The 16,524-nt window shown below is 45.0% G+C and carries 15 protein-coding genes; 14 read left to right on the top strand and 1 reads right to left on the bottom strand.

From position 1 onward, the window contains the following. The first annotated feature begins 82 nt into the window (after window positions 1-82). The 9 genes from LDN30_RS13335 (at window position 83) to LDN30_RS13295 (ending at window position 8,379) form a co-directional block, all read left to right on the top strand. Window positions 83-1,060 carry a glycosyltransferase family 2 protein gene (locus LDN30_RS13335; RefSeq protein WP_223929793.1) on the top strand — a complete coding sequence of 326 codons (978 nt, stop codon included), beginning with the start codon at window positions 83-85 and terminating at the stop codon, window positions 1,058-1,060. Window positions 1,061-1,338: 278 nt separating this feature from the next. Next, a complete protein-coding gene (locus LDN30_RS13330; protein ID WP_223929791.1) occupies window positions 1,339-2,901 on the top strand; it encodes a PD-(D/E)XK nuclease domain-containing ATP-binding protein in 1,563 nt (520 codons plus the stop codon). Window positions 2,902-3,074: 173 nt separating this feature from the next. Next, window positions 3,075-4,184, top strand: coding sequence for an AAA family ATPase (locus LDN30_RS13325; RefSeq protein WP_223929789.1), 1,110 nt, complete (start codon window positions 3,075-3,077; stop codon window positions 4,182-4,184). After that, window positions 4,181-4,894: a DUF4276 family protein gene (locus LDN30_RS13320; protein ID WP_223929788.1), complete on the top strand. Its 714-nt coding sequence runs from the start codon at window positions 4,181-4,183 to the stop codon at window positions 4,892-4,894. Before LDN30_RS13325 ends, LDN30_RS13320 begins: the two co-directional genes overlap by 4 nt. Before the next feature lie 325 nt (window positions 4,895-5,219). Beyond that, entirely contained in the window at window positions 5,220-6,368 is a 1,149-nt protein-coding gene (locus LDN30_RS13315) for a DegT/DnrJ/EryC1/StrS family aminotransferase (protein WP_223929787.1), read from the top strand. Window positions 6,369-6,420: 52 nt separating this feature from the next. Further along, window positions 6,421-6,846 carry a hypothetical protein gene (locus LDN30_RS13310; RefSeq protein WP_223929785.1) on the top strand — a complete coding sequence of 142 codons (426 nt, stop codon included), beginning with the start codon at window positions 6,421-6,423 and terminating at the stop codon, window positions 6,844-6,846. After that, window positions 6,843-7,280, top strand: a complete 438-nt coding sequence (locus tag LDN30_RS13305; RefSeq protein WP_223929784.1) for a hypothetical protein — start codon at window positions 6,843-6,845, stop codon at window positions 7,278-7,280. The genes LDN30_RS13310 and LDN30_RS13305 overlap by 4 nt, the downstream gene beginning before the upstream one ends. Before the next feature lie 2 nt (window positions 7,281-7,282). Beyond that, complete coding sequence (locus LDN30_RS13300) at window positions 7,283-7,726, top strand: hypothetical protein (protein ID WP_223929783.1); 444 nt, start codon at window positions 7,283-7,285, stop codon at window positions 7,724-7,726. Between the two features lie 5 nt (window positions 7,727-7,731). Further along, window positions 7,732-8,379 carry an LbetaH domain-containing protein gene (locus tag LDN30_RS13295; RefSeq protein WP_223929782.1) on the top strand — a complete coding sequence of 216 codons (648 nt, stop codon included), beginning with the start codon at window positions 7,732-7,734 and terminating at the stop codon, window positions 8,377-8,379. 245 nt (window positions 8,380-8,624) lie between these two features. On the opposite strand, the gene LDN30_RS13290 is transcribed toward LDN30_RS13295, so the two are convergent. Then, window positions 8,625-9,770 carry an ISAs1 family transposase gene (locus tag LDN30_RS13290; protein ID WP_223928966.1) on the bottom strand — a complete coding sequence of 382 codons (1,146 nt, stop codon included), beginning with the start codon at window positions 9,768-9,770 and terminating at the stop codon, window positions 8,625-8,627. A 323-nt stretch (window positions 9,771-10,093) separates the two neighbouring features. Here LDN30_RS13290 and LDN30_RS13285 point away from each other — a divergent pair, with 323 nt between their 5' ends. The 5 genes from LDN30_RS13285 (at window position 10,094) to LDN30_RS13265 (ending at window position 16,453) form a co-directional block, all read left to right on the top strand. Beyond that, window positions 10,094-11,290, top strand: a complete 1,197-nt coding sequence (locus tag LDN30_RS13285; RefSeq protein ID WP_223929780.1) for an ATP-grasp domain-containing protein — start codon at window positions 10,094-10,096, stop codon at window positions 11,288-11,290. A gap of 9 nt (window positions 11,291-11,299) precedes the next feature. Continuing rightward, the gene (locus tag LDN30_RS13280; RefSeq protein ID WP_223929779.1) at window positions 11,300-12,277 is read left to right on the top strand and encodes an NAD-dependent epimerase/dehydratase family protein; all 978 of its coding nucleotides are present in this window, start codon (window positions 11,300-11,302) and stop codon (window positions 12,275-12,277) included. A 110-nt stretch (window positions 12,278-12,387) separates the two neighbouring features. Beyond that, window positions 12,388-14,292 (top strand): IS1634 family transposase, encoded by a 1,905-nt coding sequence (locus LDN30_RS13275; protein ID WP_223925324.1) that lies wholly within the window; start codon window positions 12,388-12,390, stop codon window positions 14,290-14,292. A gap of 173 nt (window positions 14,293-14,465) precedes the next feature. Then, a complete protein-coding gene (locus LDN30_RS13270; RefSeq protein ID WP_223929777.1) occupies window positions 14,466-15,425 on the top strand; it encodes a hypothetical protein in 960 nt (319 codons plus the stop codon). Beyond that, a complete protein-coding gene (locus LDN30_RS13265) occupies window positions 15,425-16,453 on the top strand; it encodes an NAD-dependent epimerase/dehydratase family protein (protein ID WP_223929776.1) in 1,029 nt (342 codons plus the stop codon). Before LDN30_RS13270 ends, LDN30_RS13265 begins: the two co-directional genes overlap by 1 nt. Window positions 16,454-16,524 lie beyond the last annotated feature (71 nt).

Here is a 16,524-nt window from a genome sequence, read left to right as displayed (position 1 = left end):
GGCATCAGCCAGCGTCATCGTGCCCCGCTACGGCCGACTCAGAATTTACAGGAATGTTCAAATATCAATATAAACAAAAGCCATGACCATCCCTTTTGTTGGCATCATCGTTCCCATCTACGGCGTGGAACAGTATATCGCAAAATGTGGGAAGTCACTCATGGAGCAGACGCTGCAAGACGTGGAGTATGTCTTTGTTGACGACTGCACGCCCGACAACAGTATGGAGATCCTCCAGCAGGTGCTTGGGGAGTATCCTAACAGAAAGGCGCAAGTGAAGATACTGCATAATGAGAAAAATCAAGGTGCAGCACAGTCACGGCGGAACGGAATGACCGTCTGCACGGGCGAATATGTTATCTGCGTCGACTCCGATGACTTTGTCGCTCCCGACTATTGTGAGAAACTGTATGCAAAAGCGGCACAGGAGAAAGCGGATATCGTATGGTGTGACTTTTATAAGCAGCAAGATGAGAAGTGGAACATAATAAAGCAGCTGCCTGCCGGTAAGCTGTCTATAGACTCGGAGATAAAGAGTCTGTTGCTTGGCCGACGCCAGGGATCGCTATGGAGTCATCTTGTCCGTAGCGACCTATATAAATCCATTGCGTATTTTCCCACGCACAATATGGCGGAGGATCTGACAGTGCTCTTGCAGATGTACACAGCGGCGCATCGCCTCGCTTATGTAGCCGAGCCACTCTATTATTACCGTTACAACGAGACCAGTCTCTCGAATGCAGACGGCGCAGAACGAGACAGACGGCTGATCCGTCTGATGAGAGATATGGAGGCTAATGTCAACCTGTTAGAGCGTTTCTTCAGCGAGCATGGCGGGCAGCGGTTCCATAAGGAGTTCGTCTTCCGCAAGTTTTTCAACAAGCGTTGGGTGCTGCCGGCATTGCACACCTCAAGCGATTGCAGCCTCTGGCGACACTGCCACCCCGACATCAATCTCCGTCTGTACACTTGTCCTTATATCACGGTAAAGGATAAGTTTGTCGCGTTCCTTGCAGCCCTTGGGCTCTATCCTTGGGTGAAGAGACATTTAGTATTCTAACGTTTTCCGCCACCCATCAGGGTTTAACCAGCCGTTTCGATGTTGTACGGCTTAGTGCCAGTGCCGGGAAGGGCTTTATGCCCTTCCTAAAACAATGTTCGACCTATTTTAAAGCGGTTGGGCCATCTTTCGAGGGAGGGCATAAAGCCCTCCCTGCACCGGGTAAATGCAATCAAAGCATGGATATGTACGTTAAAATAAAAGATATCAAGGAAGGAACCTGGCAGGCTGATCTATCGCAAATGGGACAGAGCGCTGAATCAAAATAAATAGATGTTATGGTAAGAAAACGTTATCCGATAGGAATCCAGACTTTCTCAGAGATAGTAAATAACGACTATGTCTATGTTGACAAGACGGCCTATGTCTACAAGATGGCACACGAGGACGGGAAGTTCTTCTTCCTTAGTCGTCCGCGTCGTTTTGGCAAGTCGTTGCTTGCCTCTACATTAGAAAGCTATTTCGAGGGACGAAAGGAATTCTTCAAGGGACTTGCTATAGATAATCTTGAAAAAGACTGGATCTCCAACCCCGTCTTGCATTTCGACCTCAGTGGCGCAAAACACGTGGATAAAGAGCGGCTTCTTACTTATCTTGACTTCATGCTTGCTAAAATTGAGGAGAAATGGAACATCGTCAATCCTCCAAGCGGAGAAAACAACAGGCTGTCCAACTTGATAGATGTTGCGCATAAGCAAACCGGGAAACCGGTCGTTGTGCTTATCGACGAATATGACGCGCCTCTGTTGGATGTTGTTCACAACGAAGAAAAACTCGGAGAATTGCGTCAGATTATGCGTAACTTCTACAGTCCTCTGAAACTCAACGACCCCAACCTCCGTTTTGTATTCCTCACCGGCATCACGAAGTTCTCGCAGCTGAGCATCTTCTCTGAGTTGAATAATATCGTCAATATCAGCATGCGTCCTGATTATGCCGGGATATGCGGTATCACAAAGGAGGAACTGCTGACGCAGATGTCTGAGGATGTTGACAGCCTTGCACAAGCCACAGGCGAGAGCCGACAGAAGACCATTGACAATCTGACACATTATTACGATGGCTATCACTTTGCCTGGCCCAGTCCCGATATCTTCAACCCTTTCAGTCTCCTCAACGCTTTTTCGGCTAAGGACATAGATGCCTTCTGGTTCTCTTCCGGCACTCCGACCTATCTCATAGAGATGATGCATAAATTCCATGTCATGCCGTCGCAGATTGGGCGCATGAAGGCCCGGAGTTCTGATTTTGACGCACCCACGGAGACATTGTCAAGCCTTACGCCACTGTTCTACCAGAGTGGCTATCTGACCATCAAAGGGTATAACAATTTCTCCCGAATATACACTTTGGACATCCCGAACCGTGAGGTGGAATTAGGGTTGATGCAGTCGTTTATACCTTATTATATTACACCTGACACGGCCAAAGCCAATGTGACACTGGGAGATATGGCTGAGGCTCTATATAAAGGCGATATAGACCGGCTGCTGCATCTGCTCCAGAATTTCCTTGCCACCATCCCTTATACAGACAACACTCAGTATGAAGGCCATTACCAGCAGGTGCTGTGCATCATCTTCCGACTTTTGGGCACTTGGGCGGACGTGGAAGTGCATACACCGCGTGGGCGGGTAGACATTGTGATGAAAGCATTTGGCTGTCTGTATATCATCGAGCTGAAGCTCGATGCCTCCGCAGAAGCAGCTATGCACCAAATCGACCTGCGTGACTATGCAGAGGCCTTCTCACATAGTGGACTGCCTGTAACGAAAGTCGCCATCAACTTTGACAGCACAACAAGGAACCTGAAGGACTGGCGTATAAAAAAACAAGTATGACGTGCCTCACGTCAATTGCTGATTTCCTGTCAAAGTCAAAGCGTTTGTGTTTTTCCACAGCGGTTGGGTCATTTTTCGTGGAAGGGCATAAAGTCTTTCCCTGCTGGATACATGCGGCTCGCAGAGATAATTATTTATGGTTTAAAAACTATTAGCATGGACATGAGATATCAATGAGTACTAAAATTGATTCGATAGAAATAGCAGGCTTCAAGTCAATAGCCAAGGACCGGCCGTTGCATCTTACGTTAGGCGATGTAAACATCCTGTTAGGACCCAATGGTGCCGGGAAGAGCAACATCATCAGTTTCTTCAGGATGCTGAACTTTATGATGTCGGGAACCTTGCAAAACTTTATTGCCACCAACGGGACCAACCAGGCTTTCCTGCATTTCGGAGCAAAGGTCACGCCATCCATTGACGCTACAATAAGGCTTCGCGGTAGTAAAGACATAGATGTCTATTCTTTCATGCTCACTCCCGCTGCCGGTGGTCGACTCATTCTTAATAAAGAGGAAATAGTCTGGCAACGCCAGGGGGAGAATAAGCCTATAAAGAAAGAATTAGTGTCTAATTTCCTGGAGTCGGGTCTTGTAAACAGTAACGACAGTACTGGGGTCGTCTTGCGCACCATACTCTCGCGTTGCAAGGCTTTTCAGTTTCACGACTCTTCCATGGGAGGCCCTCTGCGTCAAGCTTCACTGGTAGCTGGCGCACAGTACCTGCAGTCGGAAGGAAATAACCTTGGGGCATTTTTGTATTTCTTGAAAAACAACTACGAGCAGGCTTATCGCCGAATAGTGAGTTATGTGAAGATGGTCATGCCACAGTTTGGTGATTTCTATCTTGAGCCGGTTAACAACTACGTGTCATTAAACTGGACAGACTCTTCTGCCAACGATTACGTGTTTACATCCGACCAGTTCTCAGATGGCACGATTCGTTTTATAGCCTTGGCCACCCTCTTGTTGCAGCCTGCAAAGACGATGCCGAGCGTAATCATTGTAGATGAGCCGGAATTGGGATTGCATCCTTTCGCTATCGACCAGTTAGCAGAGATGATCAAGGACGCCTCGCTACATTCCCAGGTTATCATCGCAACCCAGTCGCCTATGCTTATCGACTCCTTTGAACCGGGCGATATCACCGTTATTGACCAAGACCGTAATACGAACAGCACTGTAGCCCATCGGCTCGATGCAGAGCAGCTCAAACACTGGCTTGAGGATTATACCGTCAGTGAACTTTGGGTGAAAAATGTCATCGGAGGATTGCCATTATGAACTATCTGCACGTCCTCTGCGAGGGCAAAAGTGAACTTGTCTTTGCAAGCTATGTATTAAGTCCTTATCTCATCCTGAAGGGAATACAAGTGATACCTCAGGCACTCATTACGAATAGGAAACTCGGTGCAAAGGGAGGAATGATCAGTTTTTCACAGGCTATGCGTGACTTGGAGAACATGACGAGGCAATTTCATGACGATGGAATGGACAGACATTTATTTACGACAATGTTCGATCTCTATGCCTTGCCTGATGATTTCCCAGGATATCAAAAGTCGCTCCAGTTCAAGGATTATGACCAAGTAACAAGTCTGGAGGAGGAACTTGGGAAGTTTGTAAACCAGCAGAATTTCATCCCATATATACAACTTCATGAGTTTGAGGCTTTGGTGCTGTGCAATATTCCGGAACTTGTGAGAATGTATCCAAATGCTGAAAAGGAATTGAATCAACTGGATAAAATCGTAATGGATGACTATGGCGGCAATACCGAACTTGTAGACAATAGTCCTGCCACAGCTCCGAGTAAGCGCATCATCCAAGCTTTGGCTGGCAAATACCGATACGACAAGCCCCAGGGCGGAAAATTAACTACGTCTTCTCTTGGCATGACTGCCCTCCGCACTCGGTGCAGACATTTCAATGATTGGCTGACTAAGATCGAAAATTACCTGTGGAATAATGTTACTAAAGTATTTCTCCCCTAACCAGAGGTCCAAACAGCAGTTTCTGAATTAGCCCACCAGTACGAATATTTCAGTGCAGGGAAGGGCTTCATGCCCTTCCACAAATAATGTTCGACCGATTTTTCAATTCGGCGGTCACATTTCAAAACGTTGGTGATGTTTTTCCAAATCGGTTGGGTCATTTTTCGAGGGAGGGCATGAAGCCCTCCCCTGCACCGGTTACATGCCGCTCGCAGAGATAATTATTTATGGTTTAAAAACTATTAGCATGGACATGAGATAGCAATGAGGATTAAAATTGATTCTATAGAATATCTTATGATAGCTACTTGTCAGGAAGAATACAATGGATAAGGATATTATAAAGGTTACGTCTCCGCTACTCCCGGATTTAGGAGCTTTTAATGAATATCTCAAGCAAATTTGGGATAAGCAATGGATTACTAACAACGGCGAATTTCATCAGCAGTTGGAAAAAGCACTTGCAGAGTATCTTGGTGTACCCTACATCAGTTTGTTCACCAATGGTACGCTGCCACTGATTACAGCTTTGCAGGCACTCCGTATCACAGGCGAAGTGATCACTACCCCATACAGCTTCGTTGCCACTACCCATGCGCTGTGGTGGAACGGCATAAAACCTGTCTTTGTCGACATCGACCCCAAGACCGGAAACCTCGACCCGAACAAGGTGGAGGCCGCGATAACTCCGCGCACGACAGCCATCCTGCCAGTGCATGTTTATGGCAATCCGTGCGATGTCGATGTCATCCAGGACATTGCCGATAAGTACGGACTGCGGGTCATCTATGATGCTGCCCATGCCTTTGGTGTGAAAGTAGACAGTCGCCACAGCAAAATGCTCTCAAAGAGTGAGGGCGACTATGTGTCGGTCCTCAATGCCGGTGACCTGAGCACACTGAGCTTTCATGCTACAAAGGTGTTCAACACCGTGGAGGGTGGCGCCATGGTCATGCACGATGCTAAGATGAAGCAGCGTATCGACTATCTGAAGAACTTCGGCTTTGCCAACGAGACAACAGTTGTCGGTCCGGGCATTAACAGTAAGATGGATGAGATACGCTCGGCCTATGGACTGCTCAACCTCAAGCAAGTCGACAAGGCCATAGCTGCCCGCCGTCATGCTGCCGAGAGATACCGTGAGGTGCTGAAGGACGTCGAGGGCATTACTTTCTTCGACGAGATGCCAGGCGTGCAACATAATTACAGCTATTTTCCCATCTTCGTCGACGAGAAGAAATACGGCATGAGTCGCGATGAGCTATACTTCAAGATGCGCGACCGTAATGTTTGGGGACGCCGTTACTTCTATCCGCTTATCAGTGAGTTCTCCACCTACCGCGGTCTGGAGAGTGCAGCTCCCGATAATCTGCCTACTGCCCACACGATGGCCGACACAGTCATCTGCCTGCCTATGCACCATCTGCTGAGTGACGAGGATGTGCAAAGAGTGATAGAGTGCATAGTTAAATAATGTTTTTCAGCCTTAGAGATGGAATTTTATTATTAATTTTGCAAGCAGGTATATGGAGCTAATAGATAAGTCTTTACATAACATTGATGCTGCTTCTTGCCTAATACAAGGACAATATTACACGGAAAGCATACATTGTGTTTATTATGCATGCTATCAAATGTTATTGTACAAGATCGATGAGCTGTTTGACAAAAATGAGCGGGAAAGAAAGTCAGACTATGATGCTTATGTGTATAACAGAAGTATTAAGAGAGGAAGATTCCTTGGATCTCATGATTTTTGGATAAAATTCTTTCAAGAGAAGATGCAAGAAAATGGTATTGCCTTCTTTAAAGAAACCGAAATGATGAAGTCGCTTAAGGAATCCCGTCACAAAGCAGACTATTCGGATACTTCCTTTTCACATGCTCAAGCTGAGGCTGATAAAAAAGTAGCCGAGAACATTATTAGTAAACTTAAAGGTATACAGCTATGAAAGATGAAATAAATGACATCATAAAGTTTGTAATCAATTTTTTTTGTGATGTTCCAAATGTGAACCAAAGCATTGGTATCTACCAGTCTGCGGCAGACAATGATTACTTTGTCCTGTTGAAGGATAAAGCGATGTATGAATCGCATCTTTTCCAAGCTAAAGCAATTGAATTCGAGGGCTTGTTCTCTGATAAATATGGGGAGACCGTGACTTTTTTAGATGATGAGATGAACCAGGTTTTCAATTTTGATTTCCAAATGTATCAGACTCATGTCTATAATCATAAAGTGATAGAGAGTGCGGACACTGAGAATAATTTTGATTTCAGTTCCGTTTTCTCATCTGATGAAAAATACGAAGATACCACGGGATGGACTTACAAGGCTCACAGCTCAAAGGGAGATTCGGATGATTTTTATTCATTAGCAGCCTAAAGATGGAAAAAATACCTTTTAAACTTAAGTTCCTTCATATAGACAATTTCAGATCAGAAGAGGGAAAGTTTCAGAATGGCATTGAAGTTAAGGTGAATTCCGGATTCTCTTTCTCTGTTGACTTTAAGGAACATCTTGTTCGCTGTATAAGTGAGTATAGTTATCTTCAGGAAGAAACGACGTTCCTTAAATTGGAATTAAGTGCGATCTTTGAAATAGAAAAAAGTGCATTTGATTCAATGATAGTAGACAACAAACTAACTCTTCCTGTCTTCTTCTTACGCTATATGGCGACTTTCTCTGTAGGAGTAGCCAGAGGCGTCATTTTGACTAAGGCGGAAGGTACTGTTATAGAGAGTCTGTTCCTTCCTCAAATGAATTTGGTAGAAACTATTAATAAGGATTCAGTATTCGAACTTCCTAAAGCAGGTGAGCAAGCAGAATAACAAATATGAATACAAACAACATCTATCTCCTTGGCGTAGGCCATGCCACACCGCTGTTTATTGAACTGGCAGAGGCCTGTGGCTATCATGTGGCCGGGCTGTATCATTATAATGAGGATCGGACGGGAGAGACTGACCATGGATTTCCTATTTTAGGATCTTTCGCCGACCTCCTTCGTGAAGACCTTACGGACAAGAACTTTTGCCTGACGATGGGTGATATGGCTATAAAACAATCAGTGAGCTTGAACTTAATTCATAGAGGGGGGGTAATACCATCCCTCATCCATCCGACCGCAGTAATCTCTCGCTTCGCTGATGTTTCTCCTTGCGGTGTCTTGGTCGACAGTTACTGTGAGATTGATAGTAATGCGACAGTTGAGGAAGGGTGTGTATTAAGGCCTCATGCGATGGTCAGCCATGACAGTCACCTTTTCCCTTACACCTTTATGGGACCCAAGGCTTATGTCGGTGCTTACACAGATGTCGAGTCAAAAGCATTCATCGGACAATGTTCTGTACTTGTCAGTGGCAAGGCTAAACATATTGGCAAAGACGCTCTTGTCGGAGCAGGTAGCGTTGTCGTGAAGCCTGTATCGGATAAAGCAATAGTAGCAGGAAATCCTGCGAGGATATTAAAATATAAACCATAATGTGAGCTGCTCATTTGTTTGAATGGCTCATTGAGTGATTCAAGCAAATGAAGAAACTTATGCTTCTTGGAGGTACGGTTCTTTCATTTAAATTTAGACTGACATGGCATGATTGTTGCTCAGTCTCCGCTTTACCGCAGAAATGCTATTTGTAGTAAAGGTCTGATGACCAATGGATAAAGTATCCCCTACCCAAGCTGGATGTAGCTTAGGGCTTATTATATATCCCTCAAAATTAACGACCTCTACAGACTGAGAAGAGAAATAGCATAGGCCAAGCTGTTCTTGGCGTAAGATGCAATGGCTGAGAACTTGACTTTAAAGAGTTCTTTCCTCTTTCTGATGGTCTCTGGCAGGTGCTTTTTGGAGGCTATGGTGTAGATGATATAAACAAGCTTCTGGATCGAGTCCAAGTTTCTGGCCGACTTTGTTTCTTTTCTCTTTGTGCGGTCCTGGCGCATTCTTGCATCCAGCGTCCAATGGAGATTGTTCTCGATTCCCCAGTGCATGCGGCTGATTCGATCCAAAGTCTGTGCCCTTTCTTCCAAACTGGTTATATAGTACCTCGTCTGTTTTTGTTCCGTTCCGCTTTTCTTTTCAATCGTATGCGTGTCTATGGCAATCACAGCCTTGACATTGAGGAATTTTTCAAGCACCTTGATACCGGATATGTCTGAATATACACGGCATCGGCGTTGGTACAGCCTCCCGTGGGCAAGTTCCCACTCCGTCTTCCATTCGTCGTTAGGATGCAGCGTAGGCACAGCGTCCTCTACCGACCATCTTGCTGCTTTCTGGTTGGCTTTCAGCGCAATAAGATAGTCAGCTCCCTTCCCGACGATGCCTTTGATGATAGAACTTTGGCACGACATGGCATCCGCAGTTATAACGCATCCATTCATGTAGTCAGCCCGCTCTATGATTTTGGGCACAGCCTTTATCTCATTGCTTTTCACCTCACACATTTCAGTGTCAAGCGGCAACCGGTCGGTCACGCTGAAAGCAGTCACAACATCAGGAGAGCGTCCGTCGCCAATTTTCGTACCCAGCATGAACTTGCCGTCAATTGCAATGTGCCGTCTGTTTGCTCCATCATGCTCCGACACGTATTTTCGTGATAATGTCGAAACCAAAGAGGCCAAAGTAATGTCGTCGATTCCACCTTCCATCCTGCAAAGTGTGGGCTCGGACGGACATCCCTTAGCAAGAATGCCGAGGTGGTCTTGCAAGTAGCTCAAATGGATCGTTCCAAAGGCCACAATGTCCTTGCGAGTCTCGCAGCCGCATGCCCTGGCCAAAATAACCAGCAGAAGCATGTCGGACAACTTGTGTTTACAGTTGCCTTTGTTCATCCTACGATAATCTGGTACTGAGTGGATAAAATTTAACAAATCTCGGCTCAGCAAATGCGGTTTTTCAACCGCCAAACTCTTAATCCCTTATAGGGAAGAAAAAGTTGCATCCGAGATGATAAAAGTGCGTAATTGTTTGGTTATTAGCTAATTATTTTGTATCTTTGCAGTGTAAAAAGAAGAGGGGGCACAAAGTGCACTAATCGCACAAATACCATAAACCCCCTCTTCAAAAATAAAAATATATGACAAAAGGTATTAAGAGCCTGGCGGTTGAGAAACCGCCTTCGGGCGTTTGTGCCTATCGTCACATTCATTTAAACGGATTACATTGTGACATATTGTCTTCTATGTCGGCTTAAATGAAAGAGCCCTTTCTTGGAGGTCTTCGCTACCTCCTTCCTGTCATTGAGGCAGCACACCAGCAGGGATATTATGTCATTACCTGTGATTATCTGCCTCATAACATTGCGCACAAATATTCCGATGAGTATGTGGATGTGAGTATTGTGGATAAAGAAGCCGTACTGAAGGTTGCACGTGAGAAGAAGATTGACGGCATCATGTCGTTTGCAGTCGACCCGGGTGTGATAACGGCCTCCTATGTTCAAAACGAAATGGGGTTACCCTCCTTCGGCCCGTATGAGTCGGTATGCATCTTGCAGAACAAAGACCGTTTTCGAGCTTTCCTCACAGAACATGGCTTCAACGTGCCTAAGGCTAAAGGTTTTGGATCCATGGATGAAGCTCTTGCGGCAAAAGACTGGTATCCTTGGCCGGTCATCGTCAAACCGACGGATTCGGCTGGCAGCAAGGGCGTGTCACGTGTTGATAGGTTTGAGGACCTGAAGCCCGCCCTTGAGGATGCCTTCGAGCATTCCATCTCTGGGCGAGTGATTGTCGAGGAGTTTATCGAAAAGCAAGGGTGCTCGTCCGACAGCGACAGTTTCTCTCTTGATGGCGGGCTAGTCTTCACATCTTTCTCCGCACAGCGATTTGACAGGGATGCCACCAATGAATATGTCCCGGCTGCTTATTCTTGGCCGTCTACTTTTACCGATGATCAAGAAGCATATCTGAAGTCAGAGCTCCAGCGTCTTCTCACCCTTCTCCACATGCAGACGTCTGTTTATAATATAGAGACACGTATTGGGACGAACGGCAAGCAGTACATCATGGAAGTTTCGCCTCGTGGCGGCGGCAATCGCCTCGCAGAGATGGCACGGATGGGCACGGGGGTCGATATCATTACAGCCTGTGTGAGAGCTGCAGTTGGCGACTCTGTGCCCACAATAGAGCAGAAGACTTTTGATGGGCATTGGGCTGAAGTGATATTACACTCGGAAAAGACTGGTAAGTTTAAACAACTTAATATTTCACCCGAAGTTGTGCCCTATATAAAACAAACAGACTTGTGGGTGAAGCCTGGTGATACAGTGAATACGTTTCGAGGTGCCAACGACACCATTGGTACTCTTGTGATGCGGTTCGACACGGAGAAGAAACTTCTAGATGCAATGGATGGAGTAAACTCTTGGTGCAAAGTGGAAACAGATTAAATGGAAATTATGCAGACAATATTAATATTTGGTGCGACGGGCAGCGTAGGAGCTTATACGGCTGTTGGACTGAAAGATTTGGGATATAACGTCATTGCCGTTGCTCACCGTAAGTCTGATAATGGAATGTTTGAGGACTATGGCATACCTTATTATTCTGTTGATATATCTAATCGACATGCATTTGACGTATTGCCGCAATCAGGTATTGATCAAGTAGTTCATTTCGCAGGAGCAATGCCAGCCAGAATGAAAAGCTATCAGCCGCATCTGTATGTGGAAACCATCGTAGAAGGCACACTAAATGTTTTGGAATACATGAATAAGGTAGGGGCAAAGAAAATCATTTTTGCTCAGTCTATTTCTGATATCCTATACAAATTTGGAACGAGCATTCCCATTGATCCTGATACAGAACGACGCTTTCCATTGACTGGCGATCATGCGGTATATTCCATATCAAAAAATGCCGCTGTCGATCTAATTGAGCATTATCATGCTCAGTATGGGTTCTCTAGATTCATATTACGCCTTCCAACTATTTATGTCTATCAACCTAATCCTTTTTACTATGTGGATGGACAACAGCGATGGATGGGATATCGCTATTTGATTGATAGAGCCATGAAAGGGAAGCCTATTGAACTGTGGGGAGACCCATCGTCTGAGAAGGAAATAGTGTATGTACGTGACTTTGTGCAGATTGTAGAGAAATGCGTGGAGTCTGAAGACAAAGGCGGCATTTTCAATGTTGGCAATGGCGTTGGAGTTAGCATGGAAAATCAGATTCGTGGAATTATCAAGGTGTTTTCTCCAAGTACTCATCCCTCTCTTGTTACCTATCGGCCAGAAAAGCCAAGTTCACCCCACTTCCGATTAGACATTAAGAAAACATTGGCTCTAGGCTATGTTCCTAAATATGATTATCTCTCCTACTTAGAGGATTTCAAGAAGGAAATGAGAATTAACCCAAGTTTGACGCTCTAATGTTTTTTTTCAGAATTTTTTCCAGTGTTTATAGGGGTTTGCGTGGTCAAACTGCTCAAAATCGCAATGTAGAACACAGCAATGTCGTAGGGATTGCTTATCTTTGCGGCATGAATTTTACGTCCCAAATACGTTACAACCCACAGACGTGTAAAGACGAGAAGTATTACCGTCTGAAGGAGTCCTATCGCGATGCCAGCGGTAGGGTATGTACTTTGATATTGCTCAATGTCGGGTTTATACATGACCTATCCCCAGAGCAGATAAGAGATGTTGCGCGTGGACTGACGTATCTGTACAATCACCAGAAGGATGTCCAACTTTGGGATGAGAAACTGCAAGGTTACTCGGAAGTGGTTCGTGACAGAGTGCATGCGTACTGGGCCAGACTTGTCGAGGAGGAAAAACTTGATATTGTGGGCAACGCCTACGAGAGAAGCAAGTCCAAGGCCAGGAAACGGATAGATGTTGACACTATGAGGCATACAGACGCAAGGGAAGTCGGCTGCGAATGGCTATGCCTGCAAACGATTCGTAAACTTGGTCTGGATACATTTCTCCGTTCTTTGGGATGGTCTGAGGACAAGGTGAAGGTCACTTTGGCCCATCTTATTACGAGGGCGGCCTATACTCCGTCCGAATTAAAGTCAATATCCATTATAAAAGAGAACTCTGCAGTGTGCGAACTCCTTGACCTTCCTATGGCCAAAATAACTCCAAGGAGGATATATCGAGTTGCCGATGACCTTTATTCCATAAAGGATAAGCTTGAGAAGTATCTTTGCCACAAGACCGATGACCTCTTCAAACCGACCAACCGCATTATGCTCTTCGATCTCACCAACTTTTATTTTGAGGGACGCAAGACCGGCAGCAAGAAGGCTGCCTTTGGCCGTTCAAAGGAGAAACGCAGCGACTGCAAGCTGCTTGTCCTCGCGCTATGCATCAATACTGACGGCTTCATACGTTACAGTGCGGTACTGGAAGGCAATACCGCCGATCCAAAGTCACTTCCCAACATGGTGGACGAGCTTATTGCTGAGAATCCGGCCAAATGTCCCGATAACGAGGGAGTGCTTGTAGTCATTGACGCAGGTATCTCAACTGAAGATAACCTCAAGACTATAAGGGACAAAGGATACAACTATCTTTGTGTATCCCGCAAAGCTCTTACCGAATACACCACCCCCGAGAATGCTCCCAAAGTCACAGTTTGCGATTGCTTGAAGCGCGAGATAACGCTTCAACGCGTAACAACGGCCAAGAATGACGACTGTTACCTCAAAATAGACTCTCCTGCAAAAGCGTTGAAGGAAGAATCCATGAACCGCAAATTCCGTGAGCGTTTTGAGGAAGGGTTGAAAAAAATCAGAAAGAGTACCCAATCAAAACACGGGATAAAAAACTACGGCAAGGTACAAAACAGGATCGGTGCCCTGCAAGGAAAATATCCCTCTATAAGCCGATATTACAATATAAAAGTTGAGGATGACGGACACGACAAAGTCGCTTCTATGACATGGGAGGTCAACATCCCGGACAAGGTGGAATACGGAACATACTTCCTCAGAACCAATGTGAAGAAATTAGATGAGGAAACGACCTGGAACTACTATAATCTTATACGTGAAATAGAATGCTCCAACCGGCAGCTCAAAACCGACCTCAGCCTCAGGCCCATATACCACCAGACTGACAATAGGGCAGACGCACACCTTTTCTTAGGGCTGCTGGCTTACTGGATAGTAAACACCGTGCGCCATCAGATGAAGGTTGCCCGGCGAAAGCAAGGCAAGGATGAGCATGGGCGGGAGCGTTCGACACCGTACTGGTCGGAGATCATGCGGATCATGAAGACTCAAAAAGCAGTTACTACCACAGCAGTAAATGCGCTTGGAGAGGCTGTCGAGACCAGACTGTGCAGTGTGCCTACAGATAGTGCAGCTGAAATCTACGAGTTGTTGAAAATCAGTAAAGTGCCATTTAAAAAAATAAAAATCTGTAGAACACAGTAGGACTTTTTAAAAACACTAAATTGCTGATACAGAACAACTAAGCAAAATACGATGTCAAAGTTGGGTTAATCGTTTCGAGCGAATATGGGGGAAGCCTGAAGATTTTATTTCTTTAGGGGGGAACCGTGTAGAAACATCTCATGCTATAAGTTTAATTTAATTGAACTTGCAGTATGAGAAGCATCGGCGGTTTTTTCTCATTGGAGTTGCCTCATAACACAGGGGGAGAACTTTATCCAAAAGCCATCAGACTCAATAGTGGGCGTTCATGTTTTGAGTATATATTGAAGGCAAGAGGGTATAAGAAAGTATGGCTACCATATTATACTTGTGATGTCATGCTGCAGTCTATTCTGAAGAATGGTATTGACTATGAGTTCTATCATATTGATAAAGATTTTCATATCGCCGGTAATGTACATGTGGCCAAGGATGAAGTGCTCGTCTATACAGACTATTTTGGTTTGATGGATGATTATGCCCGAGAAGTGGCGTATGAGTATTCACCAAATGTAATATTGGACAACACGCAGGCTTTTTACACACGACCTCGTAAGAATACAGATGTCTTCAATACTTGCCGTAAATACTTTGGAGTGTCAGATGGTGCCTATCTGTTTACGGATACCAAGCTCGATATAGATATTCCACAAGACCATTCAAGAGAGAGGATGAGTGCCATCCTTGACAGACTGGACTATTCGCCCGAGGAAGCCTTTCATGAATACCATGAATGCGAGGAATCGTTAAGCACTTGTGGTATAAGAACCATGTCAAAGCTTACCCAAAGCATCATTGACTCGATAGATTATACCGATGTCGCCAACCGCCGTCTTAGGAATTTCTATCGGTTGGACAAGGCTTTATCCAGAACCAACGAGATGCATTTCCTTATCAGTTGCGATACGGTTCCCATGGTCTATCCATATTATAGCCATCAAAAAGGTTTGCGGGAGCATCTTATCAAGAATAAGATTTATGTAGCCAAATATTGGCCGAATGTTACAGAATGGGCTGGGAGAGATAGCTTTGAAGCCGACTTGACCGAGTTTCTTCTGCCTCTGCCTATTGATCAACGGTATGGTGAAGAGGAAATGGATTATATAATAAGTACAATAATAAACTTTCAATAATGAGAAAGAAAATAATTATCTTTGGTGCAACAGGTAATGTCGGCTCCTATCTGTTCAAGTACGCTACGGAATTCTTTGATTCCAACGAGTTTGAGGTGATAGCCTCTGGCAGGCGTGAAACGGATTTCTTCACCAAGAGAGGTTACGAATATTATTCCGTGGACGTAACGAAGCCCGAAGACTTCGACAAGCTTCCCACAGAGAATGTTTATGCTGTTATGGATTTGGCAGCAGAGATACCCTCATACATGTCGAATTATGATGCACGCAAGTATCTAAACTCGATTGTAATGGGCGGATACAATGTCCTTGAGTATTGTCGTAAGAATCATGTAGACCGTATTCTCTATACACAGACTGTCTTCGACATCTCATTGTACGACCACAAGATACTGAAGCCGGATTTGAAACCAAACTTCAGCTACAAGGGCGATCATGCCATGTATGTCATTGCCAAGAACACCATGCTCGAGATGATGAAGCATTATCATGCGCAATACGGGTTGAAGAAATTCGTGTTCCGTTTCCCTACCATTTACAGTTATAGTCCTTATCCCTATTATTTCCCTAATGGGGTGAAGACGAAGCGCCCTGTCTACCAAATGATAGAAAAGGCCATGAAAGGCGAACCTATTGAAGTCTATGGGGATGGAACTTATTCCAAGGATATGGTTCATGTCTATGATTGCGCACAAGAGTTGTGCAAGGCTGTGCTGGCCAATGTTGATGGCGGTGTCTACAATGTAGGAACAGGTATTCCTGTTACCATCAAGGAGCAGATAGAGACCATCATAGAAGTTTTCTCTCCGAAAGATCATCCGTCGGAAATTGTCATGCGCCCGGATAAAGTTTGTGGTGGCGGCTTCCTGATGGACATTGAGAACGCTAAGAGAGATTTAGGTTATCAGCCTAAATACTCTTGCAAAGATTTGTTTGAGGATTATAAAAAAGAGATGGCGGTCAAGCGGTTTGCAGAGCTACGGTTGAAATATCTGCCTTTTATAGATGTAAAAGGCTATATAAGATGAGGATTATCGCTCATATTGTAACTACTCAGCACCCCTGTATACATGAGCAGTCATCTCACGACAATATGGAG

Source organism: Prevotella lacticifex (assembly GCF_019973375.1).
GTDB lineage: Bacteria > Bacteroidota > Bacteroidia > Bacteroidales > Bacteroidaceae > Prevotella > Prevotella lacticifex.
The sequence above is the reverse complement of the archived record's forward strand: the minus strand, read 5'-3'. Positions and strand labels throughout refer to the sequence as shown.

Bases quoted from the DNA above. Each gene is read 5' to 3' on its own strand.
- LDN30_RS13275 (WP_223925324.1), top strand. From the start codon at position 12,388: ATGAATTTTACGTCCCAAATACGTTACAACCCACAGACGTGTAAAGAC.
- LDN30_RS13315 (WP_223929787.1), top strand. From the start codon at position 5,220: ATGGATAAGGATATTATAAAGGTTACGTCTCCGCTACTCCCGGATTTA.
- LDN30_RS13270 (WP_223929777.1), top strand. From the start codon at position 14,466: ATGAGAAGCATCGGCGGTTTTTTCTCATTGGAGTTGCCTCATAACACA.
- LDN30_RS13285 (WP_223929780.1), top strand. From the start codon at position 10,094: ATGAAAGAGCCCTTTCTTGGAGGTCTTCGCTACCTCCTTCCTGTCATT.
- LDN30_RS13335 (WP_223929793.1), top strand. From the start codon at position 83: ATGACCATCCCTTTTGTTGGCATCATCGTTCCCATCTACGGCGTGGAA.
- LDN30_RS13280 (WP_223929779.1), top strand. From the start codon at position 11,300: ATGCAGACAATATTAATATTTGGTGCGACGGGCAGCGTAGGAGCTTAT.
- LDN30_RS13305 (WP_223929784.1), top strand. From the start codon at position 6,843: ATGAAAGATGAAATAAATGACATCATAAAGTTTGTAATCAATTTTTTT.
- LDN30_RS13300 (WP_223929783.1), top strand. From the start codon at position 7,283: ATGGAAAAAATACCTTTTAAACTTAAGTTCCTTCATATAGACAATTTC.
- LDN30_RS13330 (WP_223929791.1), top strand. From the start codon at position 1,339: ATGGTAAGAAAACGTTATCCGATAGGAATCCAGACTTTCTCAGAGATA.
- LDN30_RS13310 (WP_223929785.1), top strand. From the start codon at position 6,421: ATGGAGCTAATAGATAAGTCTTTACATAACATTGATGCTGCTTCTTGC.
- LDN30_RS13325 (WP_223929789.1), top strand. From the start codon at position 3,075: ATGAGTACTAAAATTGATTCGATAGAAATAGCAGGCTTCAAGTCAATA.
- LDN30_RS13320 (WP_223929788.1), top strand. From the start codon at position 4,181: ATGAACTATCTGCACGTCCTCTGCGAGGGCAAAAGTGAACTTGTCTTT.
- LDN30_RS13295 (WP_223929782.1), top strand. From the start codon at position 7,732: ATGAATACAAACAACATCTATCTCCTTGGCGTAGGCCATGCCACACCG.
- LDN30_RS13265 (WP_223929776.1), top strand. From the start codon at position 15,425: ATGAGAAAGAAAATAATTATCTTTGGTGCAACAGGTAATGTCGGCTCC.